General features: G+C 36.7%; 11 protein-coding genes. 6 read left to right on the top strand and 5 right to left on the bottom strand.

The window, feature by feature from the left end; genetic code table 11:
* Nucleotides 1–101: 101 nt before the first annotated feature.
* From U736_RS0103565 to petA, 3 genes are read right to left on the bottom strand one after another with little or no spacing between them, the layout of a single operon-like run.
* Nucleotides 102–995 (bottom strand): cytochrome c1, encoded by an 894-nt coding sequence (locus tag U736_RS0103565; protein WP_026500306.1) that lies wholly within the window; start codon nucleotides 993–995, stop codon nucleotides 102–104.
* Nucleotides 989–2245: a cytochrome b gene (locus tag U736_RS0103560; RefSeq protein WP_012754880.1), complete on the bottom strand. Its 1257-nt coding sequence runs from the start codon at nucleotides 2243–2245 to the stop codon at nucleotides 989–991. Before U736_RS0103560 ends, U736_RS0103565 begins: the two co-directional genes overlap by 7 nt.
* A 4-nt stretch (nucleotides 2246–2249) precedes the next feature.
* Complete coding sequence (gene petA / locus U736_RS0103555; protein ID WP_012754879.1) at nucleotides 2250–2798, bottom strand: ubiquinol-cytochrome c reductase iron-sulfur subunit; 549 nt, start codon at nucleotides 2796–2798, stop codon at nucleotides 2250–2252.
* A gap of 729 nt (nucleotides 2799–3527) precedes the next feature.
* Between petA and U736_RS0103550 the strand changes: the two genes are divergently transcribed.
* Complete coding sequence (locus tag U736_RS0103550; protein WP_012754878.1) at nucleotides 3528–4004, top strand: tRNA (cytidine(34)-2'-O)-methyltransferase; 477 nt, start codon at nucleotides 3528–3530, stop codon at nucleotides 4002–4004.
* Between the two features lie 594 nt (nucleotides 4005–4598).
* On the opposite strand, the gene U736_RS0103545 is transcribed toward U736_RS0103550, so the two are convergent.
* The gene (locus U736_RS0103545) at nucleotides 4599–5855 is read right to left on the bottom strand and encodes a CCA tRNA nucleotidyltransferase (RefSeq protein ID WP_012754877.1); all 1257 of its coding nucleotides are present in this window, start codon (nucleotides 5853–5855) and stop codon (nucleotides 4599–4601) included.
* 248 nt (nucleotides 5856–6103) lie between these two features.
* On the opposite strand from U736_RS0103545, the gene U736_RS0103540 reads away from it, so the two are divergent.
* The 5 genes from U736_RS0103540 to U736_RS0103520 all read left to right on the top strand — a co-directional run bounded on the left by U736_RS0103540 (nucleotide 6104) and on the right by U736_RS0103520 (nucleotide 14721).
* Nucleotides 6104–7135, top strand: coding sequence for an AAA family ATPase (locus U736_RS0103540; RefSeq protein ID WP_012754876.1), 1032 nt, complete (start codon nucleotides 6104–6106; stop codon nucleotides 7133–7135).
* Nucleotides 7136–8047: a DUF58 domain-containing protein gene (locus tag U736_RS0103535; protein ID WP_026500305.1), complete on the top strand. Its 912-nt coding sequence runs from the start codon at nucleotides 7136–7138 to the stop codon at nucleotides 8045–8047.
* Nucleotides 8044–10842, top strand: a complete 2799-nt coding sequence (locus U736_RS0103530; RefSeq protein ID WP_012754874.1) for a DUF4159 domain-containing protein — start codon at nucleotides 8044–8046, stop codon at nucleotides 10840–10842. The genes U736_RS0103535 and U736_RS0103530 overlap by 4 nt, the downstream gene beginning before the upstream one ends.
* Nucleotides 10839–12935 (top strand): glutamine amidotransferase, encoded by a 2097-nt coding sequence (locus tag U736_RS0103525; protein ID WP_012754873.1) that lies wholly within the window; start codon nucleotides 10839–10841, stop codon nucleotides 12933–12935. Before U736_RS0103530 ends, U736_RS0103525 begins: the two co-directional genes overlap by 4 nt.
* An 895-nt stretch (nucleotides 12936–13830) precedes the next feature.
* Nucleotides 13831–14721 (top strand): metallophosphoesterase family protein, encoded by an 891-nt coding sequence (locus U736_RS0103520; protein WP_012754872.1) that lies wholly within the window; start codon nucleotides 13831–13833, stop codon nucleotides 14719–14721.
* A gap of 1443 nt (nucleotides 14722–16164) precedes the next feature.
* Here U736_RS0103520 and U736_RS0103505 read toward each other — a convergent pair.
* Entirely contained in the window at nucleotides 16165–16983 is an 819-nt protein-coding gene (locus tag U736_RS0103505; RefSeq protein ID WP_026500304.1) for an outer membrane protein, read from the bottom strand.
* Nucleotides 16984–17630 lie beyond the last annotated feature (647 nt).

Below are 17630 nucleotides of genomic sequence, written 5' to 3'. Positions count from 1 at the left end.
GTTTTTACTTTGCTTTTACTTTATAAAACCTCAATGCATCATAAACAGATTTGTTCCTTATGCTCTTTATACTCTATGCTCTTTCAAGCCTTGTCGCTTTATCATTTTCTCTTTATTTCGTCTTTTGTTTCTTTCTCTAACTCTTCTTCTAAACCACACCAAATACGATTTTTTAAAATATAAACAAGCCCTGCAAAAACGATTAAAAATAAAATAACACGAAAACCAGTTTTTTTACGAATTTCCATATGAGGATCGGCAGCCCACATCAAAAAAGCAGAAACATCGCGCGCGTAATGTTCAATGATTTCTGGGGTTCCATCTTCATAAGCAACCATACCATCACTCAAAGGAGGAGCCATAGTTAAAGAATTACCGGCAATAAAATAAGGATTATACCAATAACCCTCAGCAATTTTCATATTTTCTGGCGCCTTCTGATATCCTGTTAAAAGAGCTGTAATATAATCTGGACCCGCTGTATCATAATGAGATAATACATCAGTAATTAAAGCAGGAAACGGCAAAGATACACCACGTGCACGTGCCATCAATGACAAATCTGGAGGATAAGCACTATTCAAAATAAATCTTGCTTCTTCTTCATGTGCAAAGGGAGAAGGGAAATAATCCGTTGCAACCCCAGCACGTTTAAAAAATTTTCCTTCTCGATTAGGACCATCGCGCACTTCATATTGCCCCGCCAAAGCTTTAATCTGTTCTTGATCATACCCAAGAGCTTTTAAATTGCGAAAAGCCACATATTTTAGCCCATGGCAGCTGGAACAAACTTGTTTATAAACCTTTAATCCACGCTTCAATTGCGCCTTATCATAAAGCCCAAATGGACCTGAAAAACTCCATTCTTGTTTTTTAGGAATCCTTAAAGGAAAAGAAGTAAATTCCTCCTCCTGATCAGAGGTATCTCTCGCTAAACTCTGAGCAGAAAAGCTCATAGCAACGATAACAATCAATCCGACAAAAACATTTACCATAGTCTCTTTTTTTTCTGTTTCAAATCTTGCATAATTGAAGAAGGAAGAGAACATTTTTTTTCAAAGGCTGGCAAAGTCGGCAAAATAACCAAAAAGAATATAAAATAATAAACCGTAGCCAATTGCGTCCATAAAAGGATTTTGTCATTTATTTCTCTTGACCCCAACCAACCAAGGAAAACGACATCAATAACCAACGCCCAAAAGAAAATTTTATAAACAGGTCGATATCTTGCTGAACATATTTTAGAGCGGTCTAACCATGGCACAAAAATTAAAATGCAAATCGAACTGACGAATAAAACAAAGCCCACAAAAGTTGAAGGGAAAATACCAATATCAAAAGTTATAACGCGAAGTATCGCATAAAAAGGCAAAAAATACCATTCTGGAACCACACGAAGAGGTGCTTTTAAAGGATCTGCCACATTATAATTTTCAGCCTGCCCCATATAATCGGGCATATAAAACAAAAACCAGGCAAAGAAGATCAGAAAAACAGTAATAGCAAAAATATCTTTGATAAGCGCATAAGGTGCAAATGGAACCGTTTCCTTATCTGATTGTATAGCAAGACCCGTTGGATTACCTTGCCCGACACAATGGATTGCCCAAATATGCAGCCCCACAAAAAGAAGCAAAACAAATGATAAAACATAATGGAAAACATAAAAACGATTCAACGTTGGTTGTCCTACGCCATAATCACCCAGAAGTGTCTCATGTAACCATGTCCCCACCAAAGGTATTGTTTTTAAAAGCCCTGCAATCACTGAAGCCGCTGAAATAGACATCATCCCCCAAACAAGCACATAACCAAAAAATGCTATTGCCATCATGATGATATAAATAAAAATACCTGTAACCCACACCATTTCTCGCATATTTTTATAAGAACCATAATAAAGTCCACGTGCCAAATGGATATAAACAGCAATAAAAAAAAACGAAGAGCCTACAGAATGCCATGGACGAAAAAGCCAACCAAACTGCCCTTCACGCCGAAATCGTTCACTAGTTTCAAAAGCCAAATGAATATCTGGAACATAATGCATAGCCAAGACAATACCAGTCAAGAGCTGTGATAAAAGCATAATGGTCAAAATACCGCCAAATGTGTAAAAGTAATTAAGATTACGCGGAACAGGAAAAATCACAAATGTATTATAAAAAAAACGAGGAAGAGGAAAACGCTTATCAAACCAACGAGCAAGAGCATTTTTAGGATAATAAGGAGGAAACCTTGTCATAACCTTATCCTATTTTGAGCAAAGTATCAGAAAGAAATTGGTAAGGTGGAATAGCCAAATTATAGTTAGCTGGACCTGACCGCACTCTTCCAGCGGTATCATAAACAGACCCATGACAGGGACACAACCAGCCTCCAAATTTACCCGACTTCCCAAGTGTTACACAGCCTAGATGAGTACAAAGATTAATAACAATAAGCCAATTTTCACGTCCTTTACCTGCTGAACGCGCAAAATCTGTTGCTTCTTTTTCACCTTCAAGATTAGGATTGCGCGCTTGACGATCTTTTAGAAGACTCAATTCAGTAGCGCGCGCATCAGCAATTTCTTTTGTCGTACGATTTCGAATAACAACAGGCTGTCCTCGCCACTTTACCGTCACCGACATCCCCTCTTCAATACCAGAAAGATCAACCTCAACAGAGGAAGATGCCAAAACAGCTTCATCTGGACGCAACTGACGGATAAAAGGCCACGCAACCGCTCCCATTCCAACTGCTCCTGCAACAGCTGTTACCAAAAACAGAAAATCCCGCCTCGTTTGCTCACCCATGGCCTTAACTTAAAGAGACTATTTGCTAAAACATTCTTCTACCATACCCTCTCCCATTGTACAATGCTTGATCACTCAGTTGCATCAACCATAAAAACATCCCCGTAAAAAAACTTCTGCCATTTGTATGGTCTATACAAAAAACTGTTTTATAATGATAATTCATCGTTTTACAGAGTGAATGAAATCCTGAAACACCGTAAGTTTCTTTCATTTCAAACCTATTCATATTAATCAATCAAAATTACTCCCCCGCCTGTAAAAAACGGAAATAGCGTGTAAATAAACACTCCTAAAGAAAGAAACATAGTCTTATTATGACCAGATCTCAGTAAATAAGTTGAGCTTATCGGTTATTTCTTTAACACATTTACAGCATCTCTCCCTCCCTCAATTCCAACTGGTTGAATGAGTATTTTTTCCGCTTCTGCTTTTGCATAAAAAGCATATTTTGTTGATTTTCATTAAAATGGATGATCTAACCTCATTAAATATCCCACTTTTCAACATAATGAGCCAATCCATTTTATGTATCGCTCAATATAAAGGAAGTTCCTAATAGGGAGATTCTCTCTTATCCCAAACAAACCTGTGTACATAAATTTTTCCCTGAAATTTGAAGTGAATAAAAATTAAACGTAAAAAAACATGTATTTCTCAAAGCATATTTTTCGAATAAATTGTAACGCTTCTTTACAAAGTCGAAAGAAAAATCATATTACAGAGAACATGACACTTCATATAGCTCTTTTCCAACCTGATATTGCTGGTAATACTGGAACGATTTTACGTCTTAGCGCTTGTTTTGGTTTACATGTGCACATTATTGAACCCGCAGGCTTTAATCTGTCGGATCGTAATCTCAAACGCGCAGGATTGGATTATCTCGAATATGCTTCCTTAGAACGACACATTGATTGGCAACATTTTATAAGCTCCATGAAACACTTTAACCGCCGTCTGTTGCTTTTAAGTACAAAAGCAAAAACATGCTATACGCAGATATGCTATCAAAAAAATGATGTTTTACTTTTTGGTCGTGAAACAGCTGGGGTTCCCGATTATGTTCATGAAGCTGCCGATTACACATTGAAAATTCCCATGCAACCACAGGCACGCTCTCTAAATCTCGCCATGTGCGTAGCCATAACAACGGGAGAAGCATTACGCCAAATTGGTTATCATGAAAGAAACTGTAATCTATAAAAACACAACAATTCCATTAAAATAATTAATAAAACAATAAAAATGCATGAAATATGGTTTTAAATAATTAAAAAAATCTTTTTTATAGAATATAATGAGTAATTAAAAGCGCATAAAGTTCAATAATACTTTTGGAATAACTTACAGAATGCCTATAAAAACTCATAAATTATCACGAAAAACAATATACAACATATAAAGAATAGTTAGAGCGTATAACACTTATCATTTTCCAACAATCAGGTGCTGATAAAATAAACATTTCTTAATGCCCATCACATCCATTTCACATCACCACCTATGAATAATTAAGTACTCCTCATAGTAAAAATCCATTGGACATCCCCCTCTTTATGCTCATACAAAGTGCAAACCGCTATCATTATTCTCTTTATTCGTTTTCACTTTCGAGAATCCTTATCTTGGAGATGGTTCATAAAAGACATTTTTTCTCTCTATAATCATTTTTCCTCACACGGCTTCCCCACTTGTAACGTGTAAGGCTATAATTTGGATTTATGTAATATGAACAGGTTTGAAATAACCTTACAATATTCGGAGCTCTTGTTTCACATGACGAATAATGAATTATTATTATAATAATTCAATTTTTTCTAATAATGCATGACGATCCATTAAAAATCCGCTTTCGACCCATATCATTTCTAACTCTTTAAGCTTTTTTCCTAAAAGCACACCTTTAGCAAAACCTTTCTTTATTAAATCGTTACCATTAATGGGAAAAGTTGGAATCTGCCATTTTTTGGCAAGCTGATAAAGCTTGACATAATCCTCTGCTTTTTGCAAAGCATCACTTTTTTCCAGGTTATCGAGATGTGATGCAGCGACAGACAACGATAATTGATCTAAAACTGGCTGTCGTCCATGAAAATAAATCAGTTTTTGCACAAAATGATCAGAACAGTTTTGGTTTATTATTTCTAACTCTGCCCATTCTTTTAATCGTGTTGTTTCTTTATGGGAAAAATGCAAGCGCTGTGCCATTTCATGAAGACGTATGGGGTCAGGAGGAAGAAGGCTTTCTAGCCGTAACAATGGATCAACTTTCCAACCAAGAGCCTGTTCTGTCTTCACCAATGCGTGAATTGCATCAATACCCCATCGTTCTGTTTCAGGAAAAATGAGTGCCAAAATTCTGCTTTGTCGCATCCATAAAAGAGCACGCGTTGGATCAAACGCCGCAAGAAGCTTTTTCATTTCTGCCCAAATACGTTCAGAAGAAAGTTTTTTTAAACCGTGTTTTAAACTAACACATGCCTTCAATCCTTGTACATCAGGTCGCCCTGCTCCATACCATGCAAAAAAGCGAAAAAAACGTAAAATACGCAAATAATCTTCGCAAATACGATCTTCTGCAATCCCAATAAAACGAACTGTTCGGCTAGCAATATCACTCAAACCTCCCACATCATCATAAAGATTGCCAGCAGCATCACAATAAAGCGCATTTATCGTAAAATCCCGCCGTTCAGCATCTTTTTTCCAATCACGACCAAATGCCACTTTTGCATGACGACCATCTGTTTCAATATCGCAGCGAAGCGTTGTAACCTCATAAGAACATGAATGAGCAACTACTGTTATTGTACCAAAAGCAATCCCTGTAGGAATAGCTTTAAATCCTGCTTCTTCTACACGTGCAATAACCTGTTGCGGCAAACAGGTTGTTGCAATATCAATATCACTAATAGGCTGCCCTAGCAGTTGATTGCGCACTGCTCCCCCTACGATACGCGCCTCTTCTCCCTCCAAAGACAAAACACGAAGAAGTGTTTGGATATCCTTTTGTTGTAACCACGCAACCTGTTTGAAATCCTGTCTTATATTCACCCTTTAACCTTTCAAAAAAGTTGTCTTCATTGCTTTAAAGATCTCTCTTCATACAACAAAATTTTTAAGACATCCCTTATAAAACACGTCTATTCCTTCCAAAAAAACTTTTCTCTTCTTGTATACGAATATGAAAAAAATGGCATATGATACTTCATTTCTTCTCATTTTCTGTTACAAACAATAAGATATCCATTATCATGCAGAGAAAATTACCATTTTTGCGACAAACGCCTTAAGGAAGAAATATGAGTCAACATGATCCATCATCCAATTCTGTAAAAAAGGTCAATATCAATCATGATGCTCAAGTCATTATTGATGATATTGATACGGCACACAAAGAATTGGATATTTTACAACAAGAAATTGACAAAGTTATTTTTGGGCAAAGTCAGGTAATCGAATATGCTTTAATCGCTATTTTTGCTGGTGGTCACGCCCTTCTTGTCGGTGCTCCAGGACTTGCAAAAACACGTCTTGTTGAAACATTGGGAACAGTCTTAGGACTTGATGAAAAACGCATCCAATTTACTCCTGACTTAATGCCATCGGATATTATTGGTTCTGAAATTATGGATTCCGATAAAGACGGTAAACGTTCTTTTCGATACATTCAAGGTCCTATTTTCACGCAACTTCTCATGGCCGATGAAATCAATCGTGCTTCTCCACGGACACAGTCAGCCCTTTTACAAGCTATGCAAGAATATCATGTTACTGTTGCAGGTAACCGTTATGATTTGCCACAACCTTTTCATGTTCTTGCAACGCAAAATCCTCTCGAACAAGAAGGGACCTATCCACTTCCTGAAGCACAACTGGATCGCTTTTTGATGCAAATCGATATTGACTATCCTGACCTCACAACAGAGCGACGGATCATTTTAGAAACAACAAAAGAAAAGAAATCAAATGCAAAACCAATTTTGTCCGCCAAAAAATTGCAAAAAATTCAAAATATCGTTCGCAAAATGCCTCTTTCAGAAAATGTGATCGAAGCTATTTTAAAAATTGTCCGCTCAACTCGCCCTCATAAAGACAATAGCCTTGCTAATACTTATGTTTCTTGGGGACCTGGTCCACGGGCATCACAAGCCCTTTCACTTTGTGTTCGCGCCCGTGCTCTTTATTATGGACGCTTAGCCCCCTCACTTGATGATGTTGAATCATTGGCCTATCCCGTATTACAACACCGCATGGCTCTTAATTTTTCTGCCCGTGCTGAAGATGTAACTGTAAAAGATATTATCAATAACCTTGTGAAAGATGCTCTTTGAATGGCTATTGGCAAAAAAGTTTTACAAAAGCCTCCATTGTCGCTGGCAAATGAACTGCATAAGGATACTGGCAAAATGCCATATTTCCTTTTACAAGCACGTCATATCGCTAATACACTGATAACCGGATGGCATGGACAACGCAAACGCGGTAATGGGGGAAACTTTTGGCAATTTCGTCCCTATGTTGAAGGAGAATCTATTACCCGCATTGATTGGCGGCGCTCAGCGCGTGATGAAAATACATATCTCCGCGAACACGAATGGCAAATGACACAAACCGTTTGGCTCTGTCCTGATCAGAGCGCATCAATGCATTACTGTTCGCGCTTTTCTAAAATCTCTAAAGGTAATCATGCCATTATTCTTACCCTTACCCTAGCATCACTTCTTGCTCGCAGTGGCGAACATATTGCTATTCCAAACTTAATGTCCCCCACAATGACATCCAATGTCGTAGAGCGAATAGCCTTTGCTTTAGAAAATCATTCAGATGAAAATTCATTTCCGGATTTTTCAACGATTACACGCTTTTCACATGTCGTTATAATGAGTGATTTTCTCGACTATCCTGAAAAAATCATCCAACATTTAACCGTTTTAACTACAAAACAGGTGACAGCTCATTTAATTGAAATTTCTGATCCCGCAGAAGAAAGCTTTCCCTACGCAGGTCACACAGAATTTTTTGATCCTGAAACGAAAGAGAAACATGTTTCCACAAAAGCAGAAGATCTTCGTAAGAGCTATTGTAAACTATATCACGCAAGGCGACAAGAGTTGGCAAATTTTTGCGCACGTCAAGGATGGTCTTATCACGTTAGTAAAACGGATCAACCTTTAACAGAGACCATTTTTCATCTTGCAAATACAATGGGCGACTCTCCATTGCAAAAAAGGAGGACCCTTTGAGTTTTGCTGCTCCCTTTCTGTTACTAGGGCTTTTGTTCCTACCGGTCATTTGGTGGCTGTTGCGGATAACTCCTCCATCTCCGCGTAAAGAGCTTTTTCCTCCGTTACGCTTCTTACCCAAACCAACTCATCAGCAGGAAACAGCAAAACATACACCTTGGTGGTTGCTCTTGTTGCGTTTAACCATAGCGGCACTTGTTATCATAGCGTTAGCACGCCCCACGTGGGATCAAAAACCAATCAGCTTTTTCGGATCTCAACCCCTTGCACTCATTATTGATAATGGTTGGGCTTCTGTAAAAGAATGGAAAAAGCGCATCTCTATCGCTGAAATGCTCCTTGCTCAGGCAGAAAAACAGCAAAAAAATATTTATCTTATTGCAACGGCTGAAAATGATATCTCCAATATAGAGCCGCAACCCGCCAAGATTATAAAACAGCATTTAATGCATTTGCAACCGCGTCCTTGGCCTGTCAACCGTGTGCACGCACTGAAAAAACTCAGAAAAATAACCAAAGGAAAACCTCTTGATGTTGCTTATTTAAGTGATGGATTACAAACAAATGAAGATGAGCAGGCTTTTGCTTTGCTTGAAGAATTAAAACCTGAAAAACTCTTATGGTATTTGGATGATATCTCCGATTTAATCGGCATAACATCCGTAGAAAATAACGATGGAAGCATGGTCGCGCGTATTATCCGCTCAACAACACACGGCAAAACTTCCGCTACACTCAACCTCTACGATTCAAACAATCAACTTCTCGGTCAATTTACGAAAAATTTCTCTGAAGGAGAAACAACAGCTCTTGTTCCTTTTGATGTACCACTTGAACTACGCAATGATATCGCTTGGATAAAAATGAATAATCAAAACCATGCTGCTGCAACTTTCTTGGTAGACAGCCATAACAAGATAAGCCGTGTTGCTCTTCTATCACCCGATACCAATGAAATGGCACAGCCTTTACTTTCTCCATTTTATTACATTATCAAAGCATTACAGGAATATACACAGCTTATAACCGCCGGTGGAAGAGAGCTTTCAACGGATATTGATTATTTGCTTAAACAAAATCCATCTGTTTTCATTATGAGCGACATGGTTAACATGCCTGAAAAAGCAGAAGAAAAACTTTCTGATTTTGTGAATAAAGGGGGAACACTCATCCGCTTTGCAGGAGAAAAACTCAGTAGTGCAGAACATTATGATAATCTCCTTCCGATACCGCTACGTCAGGGGCAACGTTTCCTTGGAAGTATTATGTCTTGGACGAAACCACAAAAGCTTGCCCCTTTTGCAAAAAATAGCTTTTTCTTTGATCTTCCTTTTCCAGAAGATGTCACTGTCTCGCGCCAAATCCTCGCAGAACCAACCCCAGATCTTTTTGAAAAAACGTGGCTTAGCCTTTCGGATGGAACCCCTCTTATTACCGCAGCAAAACGTGGTAAAGGAACCCTCATTCTCATTCATGTTGCTCCTGACCCCACATGGTCTAATCTTCCTCTTTCTGGCTTTTTTGCACAAATGTTGCAAAAACTAATCACATTAGGGTCTAACGAAAACACAAACCTAACACACAGAGAAAAAAGAACAATGGTACAAAACCCGTGGCGAACCATAACCGCTGACGGACAATTACAAGTACCGCCCTCTCATGTTGTTCCACTGGTCTTTGACTCTCAAAATCCACCCCATCCTTCCTATAATACTCCCCCAGGACTTTATGGTGTCAAAAGCGATTTTTATGCACTCAATCTCTTAACTCATTCGTCGCACTTGATGAAACAATCATCATTGCCAACTTCTCTTAATAAAAGCCCTTTATCTTACGATACAAAAGAAAAAAATCTTATCGGTCCACTTTTAGGATTAGCCATCTTATTATTCGCCTTTGACAATTTTCTCATTTTATGGATGGGAGATATTTTTTCTTTCATGAAACGGCGTAATATGTTTCTCCTCCCTTTTATAAGTCTTATTGCCTTGTTTTCATATGATCCAACTCTTTATGCACAAACGAAAGAAAATCATCATGATAGTGTACAAGCTGCTGGTGCAACACATCTTGCTTATGTTATAACCAATAATCATGAGATTGATACAACGAGTAAACGTGGTCTAGAAGCGTTAAGTCAATTTATTGCAGAGCGCACAATGCTTACCCCAGGCTCTGTTACAGCACTTGATCTCGATAAAGATGAACTCTCTTTTTATCCTCTTATTTACTGGCCAATTGATGTTAAGAGTCCTATACCTACCCCCAAAAGTCTTGAAAAAATAAATAACTTTATGAAACATGGGGGAACAATTTTATTTGACACACGCGATCAGATAAAGAGTAATCTTAATCTTGAAGGAGATGCCACTCCAGAAACGCAACGATTACGAGATATCTTAAAAGAGTTAAATATTCCATCCATTGAGCCAGCATCAACGGATCATGTTGTTGCACGTTCTTTTTATATTATGCCAGATTTTCCTGGTCTCTACCGTGGTTCACCTTTATGGATTGAATCCTCATCAACAAACAAAAAAAATAAAAATTCTCTTGCTAGCGGTGATAATGTAAGTTCTCTTCTCATCACCGCCAATAACTTTGCCGGTGCTTGGGCACTCGATGAAAAAGGGACATGGAAATATCCCCTTGTTCCCAATGATCCAATGCAACGTCTATGGGCATTTCGTGCAGGTTTAAATATTGTCCTTTATGTTCTTACAGGAAACTATAAAGCGGACCAAGTTCATGTTCCAGCACTCTTGGAACGCTTTAAAAGAGAAAGAAGGCAATGATATCATTTTTCACTTTTCAGCCTTTTTTACCACTCATTTGGATTCTGTTCTTAAGTGGAATATCGATGCTTTTTGTCGTTGTTGGTCTTGTTACGCAACGTCAAGGTTCTTTATTTCGTCTGATGGCATTAAGCGCCCTCATCCTTGCTTTGCTCAATCCAATGATCATAAAAGAACAGCGCGAACCACTGAAAAGCACAGTAGGTATTGTCATTGACCGTAGCAAAAGCCAAACATTTGGAACACGTACAAACGATAGTGATGAAGCGCGCGCGCAATTAACGCAAGCATTGGCGCATTATCCACAATTTGAACCACGCTTTATTGAAGCTGGAAAACTTGCTGATAATCAGTATGCGCCCTCAACGAATTTGTTTGATGCTTTAACACAAGCAGTATCTGATGTGCCGCCCTCTCGTTATGCAGGAACCATTTTTATCACCGATGGACAAGTACATGACATCCCTGACCTATCAGACCTTCATCATAAAGCACCTCTCAATGCTCTGATTACAGGACACTCAGATGAATTTGATCGCCAAATCAAGTTTATTTCTCCTCCACGCTTTGCCCTTGTCAACAAACCACAAACGCTCTCCATTTTGGTAGAAGATAAAGGCCCCGCCAAAAAAACAATACCACAGAAAGCAAATATTACACTAAGCGTCAATGGACAAGACATTGGCCATTATTCTGTAACTCCGGGCGTGATTTTTCAAACTGAAATTACCCTTCCTCATGCTGAAAAAAATATTATCCAAGTGATAACCGATCCACACAAAGGTGAACTAAGCTTTGAAAACAACCGCGCCATAACAATCATTGAAGGAATCAGAGAAAATTTACGCGTTCTTCTTATTTCAGGTGCTCCTTATAATGGAGAACGGACATGGCGAGACCTTTTGAAAGGTGACTCCAATATTGATCTTGTTCACTTTACTATTTTACGTCCTCCCACCAAAGCAGATAATACGCCCTTAAGCCAATTATCCTTAGTGGTCTTTCCGACAAGAAAACTCTTTGTTGAAGAGATTAATAACTTTGATCTCATCATCCTTGATGGCTACCAGCACTCTGCTGCTCTACCCTTAATCTATTATGATTATATCGCCCAATATGTACAAAAGGGGGGTGCATTGCTGATGGTAACAGGACCTGAATTTACAAAAAACAACTCACTTGCGAAAACACCTTTAATAAGCATTCTACCGGCATTGCCCAATGGAACTATTATTGAAAAGCCTTTTCGCCCCACATTAACCAAAGAAGGTGAACGCCATCCTGTCACAAGGGGCCTTGCAACACTTAACCTTCCAGCTTCTCAATGGGGGCAATGGTTGCGACAAATTGCTATTCAAAACATAAATAACGGAATCGCCCTCATGAAAGGAGCCGATGAACAACCACTTTTACTTCTCGCGCATGTTGATAAAGGACGTGTAGGCATGTTGCTCTCCGATGAAAGTTGGCTTTGGGCACGAGGTTTCGAAGGCGGCGGTCCTTATGCAGCTCTTTATCGTCGTATTGCCCATTGGCTCATGAAAGAACCAGAGCTTGAGGAAGAAAAATTAAGTGCAACTAGCAGCCGTCATCATTTAACAATTCGCCGCCAAACTTTAAAAGACCATCCAGAACCCGCTGAAATAACCTTTCCCTCTGGAAAAAAAGAACATATCACTCTCACCAAAGAGCAAGAAGGTCTCTTCAGCGCAACTGGGACCACTGATGAAACAGGAATTTTTACCATTAAAAATGGCGATTTAACAATACTTTCTTCTGTAGGGATGCTCGATAATCTTGAATTGTTTGACTTAATTTCAACACAAGAAAAACTAGCCCCCATTATTAAACACACCGGTGGTTATATCGGACGGTTACATCCTGAGGGAAAAGAAAACATTCATCTTCCTCCATTCAAGCTGATTCAATCAAAAATAAACCCGTCTTCTTCCCCAGCGCATTCAATTGTTCTGAAAGAAGCGACAGAAACCCGTTTAATTAATACCTTTTATTTTTCGATATTTTCTGGTTTCTTGGCGCTGCTTTCTTGCCTTTTACTGTTGAGCAGCATGTGGTATCGTGAAAGCCGTTGAAAAATCTGAAATTTCGTATGATAATTTTAAAATTTAGCTTATTTTTTGTGTATTTTCTTGTCTTTTACAATTAGATAAAAACATTGATCTATAATGATAATTTATCATTATAGTCATATTGAGTCATTATTCCCTGTAGGATTTTTCTTTTTTGTAATACTTTCTATATTAAATTAATTAAAATCACTCGCTTGCACATTATTAAAAGAGGTCTGTATGAATAAAAACCATTGAAGAAAAGAGTAAAGTACCTCTTATGAATCCTCTTAAAGCAAGGATTTTCACAAAATTGGGAGGAGAATAGTATGATGGTTTTACTTTGCACCTTGTATAAATGTAAAATGGTGGCGCATAATAAGCCTTATAAACGGGGCTTTTCATAGTATTGAGAACTTTCGTGAAATGGAATCAAGCGCACTGGGAAATATCTCTTCAAAACAAATATATGAATGTACAACACAATGATATTTTATTTGGGATATTCTTCTTGAATCGTTCTGTTTTGCATGAAAAAATCTCCCATTAAAAGCAATACATGGCAGCCCAAAACCGTAAAAATTCCTGATAAATACAATACATTCTTTTGCATTTTATACTGAATAATTAGATTTTTTATGATAATGTGTAGTCGTATAAAAGCTATTTAAAAGTCTTAAAACTTTATGACCATCATTTTAAAGTCTATCCCATCATACAAAAGACATATCGATTGCCAAGAATGATATGTTGTATTATGTTGTTCTTTTCATAAAAAATACAATACAGCGTTAATTCTTCAAAGAATTTTCTCATATTTTCAACAAGCTATTTTTCATTTTACAATCCTTCTTGCCTTTAAGTATCAACTTATCTTATGCTTATTCTCTAAATCATTTTTAATACTCTACGAGCTTTTATGTTTTATCTTGCCCATATATCGGATGTACATCTTTCCCCTCTCCCGCAACCTTCCCTTTTTGAACTTTCTGGAAAGCGTCTTACCGGTTATCTGAATTGGCAAAGAAAACGTAAGAGTCAAATGGTAACAAATGTCCTAGAAACTTTAATAGATGCCTTAAACAAAAAAAAACCTGATCATCTTGTGATCTCTGGTGATCTTGTGAATCTTGCTCTAGATAAGGAATTTGAACAAGCACATCGTTGGCTACTTAACTTAGGACAACCTCAAGATATTTCCTTGACATTTGGAAATCATGACGCCTATGTCCGCGGTGCTTTCCAAAAAGCATGTACTCTTTTTAAACCTTGGATCACAGGTGATGTCCCTCAAAAAAGCGCCTTTCTTTTTCCTTATATGCGCATTCGCAAAAATGTCGCCATCATAGCAACTTCTTCAGCCATCGCGACACCACCTTTTCAAGCTTCTGGTTATTTTGGTAAAATGCAAGCGCAAACTTTACCGCTCTTTTTAAAGGAAGCAGCACAGCGTAACCTTTTTCGTGTCGTCATGATTCACCATCCCCCCTTTCCCAAGGCAACATCTTGGCATAAAAAACTACGAGATATAAAACGTTTTCTAGACGTTATCAAATATCACGGTTGCGAACTTATTCTTCACGGACATACTCATTTACCCACATTGAATTACATTGAAGGACCAATTAAAAAAATTCCTATTGTTGGTGTTCCTTCCGCATCACAAGCTTTTGGTGATAAAAAACCACCCGCAGGCTTTAATTTATTTTCCATTGAACGCTTACAAAATCAATGGCACTGCCAATTGCAACGTTATAGCATTATCAACCCCCAAAACGAGATTGCATGTACTGAAACAATTAATCTTTAAACACCTTCATAGTTGCCAAAACAACCAAAAACGAAAATATTTTTATTTCATATCCCTTTGGAAATCATAATCCTTATTTCCCTTTTTCTCCTTAAAAGACAAAGTTTCACTTTCTCTGTCGATAAACCAATTTCTCTCAGAGAATTCCATCTGCTACTCCTCTTATATAACTGGCTTTACAAACTCATTGGCCTACTTCCTTCCCGTCCTAAAGGACGAAAATTTCTACCACACCTGATCTATAAATAATCCAGATTCTTGTCGCACGAATTCCACCTGCTAATTGTGCATGTGATTTACTTCACAAAGCTCTACACACAAATCATGCCTTGAATTTTATCATACACTCCTCCAAAAGCATCTAATGCGTAAAATCCTTATATCACTACAGTGATGGTATTTTATAGAATAATAGAGAAGTTCATTCAGCTTCTATACCTGAAAATCAATGACTAAAAAATCATAATAGTAACTAAAATATATAATTTCAATAACCCAACCTACTTGTAATTCACAAACAAACGATGCTGATTGATTTATCGTAAATAGATTTGAAATTATTCCCTCCTATTTCACTCGACATTTATTATTGTACATTTACAAGATTTATAAAAAATAATAGATTCTATTTCGATAACAGGCATAGGTAAGAATGTTTTTTATGCCTCGATAAATTTCTAATTTTCTATCTATTTTTCCTATAATTTACTTTATAATACTCTTTATAATTATTTTATTACTATAAATTATTATTTATAACATCACATAAAATATCTAGTAATAATAAAAATTATAATATGAATTTTCATTATTATTGAGTTATATTGAGGATGTAATTTTACGTACTTTAGAAATTTTTTGCGATTTTTTTGTTATTAAATAAAATATTTTACGATAACGAAAAACAGAAAAGTCGATTGTATGAAAGGTATTTCAAATAAAACAAAACGCCATTAAGTTGCCAATTCATGGTTTGTGAAAAAAGCATCTTTTAAAGCACCCAAATCCATTTCCCCACGGCACCTATGAATGATGTAATGATAAGTCCATTTAGTAGCACCATCTTTACATTTATGAAAAAACAAACTAGTATCAAGTCTCACACTTCCCCCCCAATCTAGCGACAGCCTTTGGCACTTGAGATGGTTCATAAGAGGCATTTTTATTCTTTCTTTAATGTTTTTTATCTCACAGCTCTCCCTTCTTTGACGTACAAAAAACATGGTTTTGATTGGTTCAACATGGTATAGGTTTAAAATGAGAAAATCTTATGATACTTGGGGCTCTCACTTAACATGAAAAAAGTAAATTATATTTACAAATCAAAGTATTGTTCGAATAAAATAGTAGCTCTTTTGAGTGAAGGATTTTTTCCAGAACATATCTAAACAATAAAAGCCTCATTCGAAAATGAGACTTTTGAATTTTTAATTCTGCAAAAAATTAAAATTTATAAGCTACACCCACGCGGAAATCGTTTGTCTTGTAGCCCATTTCAAATTTATCATGCACGAACTTCTTTTTACCAAAATCTGAATAACGGTATTCTGCACGCACAATAACATTATCAGTCATTGCAAAATCAACACCACCCCCGAGGGTATAACCAATCATGGTCTTTTTTTCATCATGCAACCAATCAGAAAAATTAACTGCTCTGTTGTTGCTATCAGCAACTAGCCCAAAAATATTCTGAAGCTGCGTATAAGCAATCCCTCCAGAAACATAAGGCATCACACGCTCAATCGCAAAACCAACTTTCACCCGCGTAGCACCAGTCCATTTTTGTTTTAAAGTATGGCGTACAGCTTCAATAGGTATTGCCGAATCCTCCTCATGAGAATCTCTTGTTAGATTTGTTTCTTCTGAAGAAGCTTCTTCAGTTTGACTTTTTTTTGGTCGATTAATATCTTTTGTACTCTTTTTATCAGACCACATAATATCCGTATCAATACCTATAATAAAACCATTATCGATATCAATATTGGAACCTGCATAAACTCCCCCTATAAAACCAGAAAGTTTAGGTAAATCCTCCTTTCCAATTGGATTCCATATCCCCGTCTCATCTTTTAAATAACTTGCAGTTGTTTTACCTGAAAAGCTACCAATCTGTCCTCCAAGATAAAACCCTGTCCAAGAAAAAGCAGGAACTGCAATAACAGGAACAGGCTGCTCAGGAGTAATGACATCCGCCGCCTGTACTACAGAAATTGAAATTAAAGAAAAGATAGATGTTGAGACTAAATACTTTGTAATCATAATTGCTCCCCTAAAAGCTAATGTGATACATAAATAATAATAAATCGTTTCACATTTTTTCTTAAAAATCTATAGCAAAAATGACACAGTTATAAAAAAATAAAATTAGTTTTAATAAATAATATTATAAAAAAATTTAAATATGATTTATATTTCTATTAATTATTACATATTATCTTTTATAGCTTCATATTAATCATGATTATCCATAATTATACAAATAATTATAATGTCAATTTTTTGAAAAAATGAGATATGTAATCAATAAAGATTTTTATCATATTGATTTTAATATTTTGGTATTATTAGTGTAATGAGACATAATCTCTATAAGTTTTTATATAAATCTGTACGATAAAAACACTCTCGCATATATTCTTGTGTTGAATATCCCTTAATTCATAAATGTATCTGATATATCACTGCTTAATAAATGACCCATATGCTTTTATCATATACAGGAGATAAGATTCATAAAGAATATCATTCACTAAACTCGTCACTCACCGCTTTTTGTATAAAGAATGACACCTAGAATGGCACATTTAACAGAGAATTTTTTTCATCACACTTGAGAAATCAGTAGAGAACTTCACTCTAATCCTCTCAAGTGTGTAATGAAATAAAAGACAAAAATTAATATATAA

The sequence above is a fragment of the Bartonella grahamii ATCC 700132 genome, assembly GCF_000518085.1.
Classification (GTDB): Bacteria; Pseudomonadota; Alphaproteobacteria; order Rhizobiales; family Rhizobiaceae; genus Bartonella; species Bartonella grahamii.
This window is presented reverse-complemented; position numbering and strand designations above follow the sequence as displayed.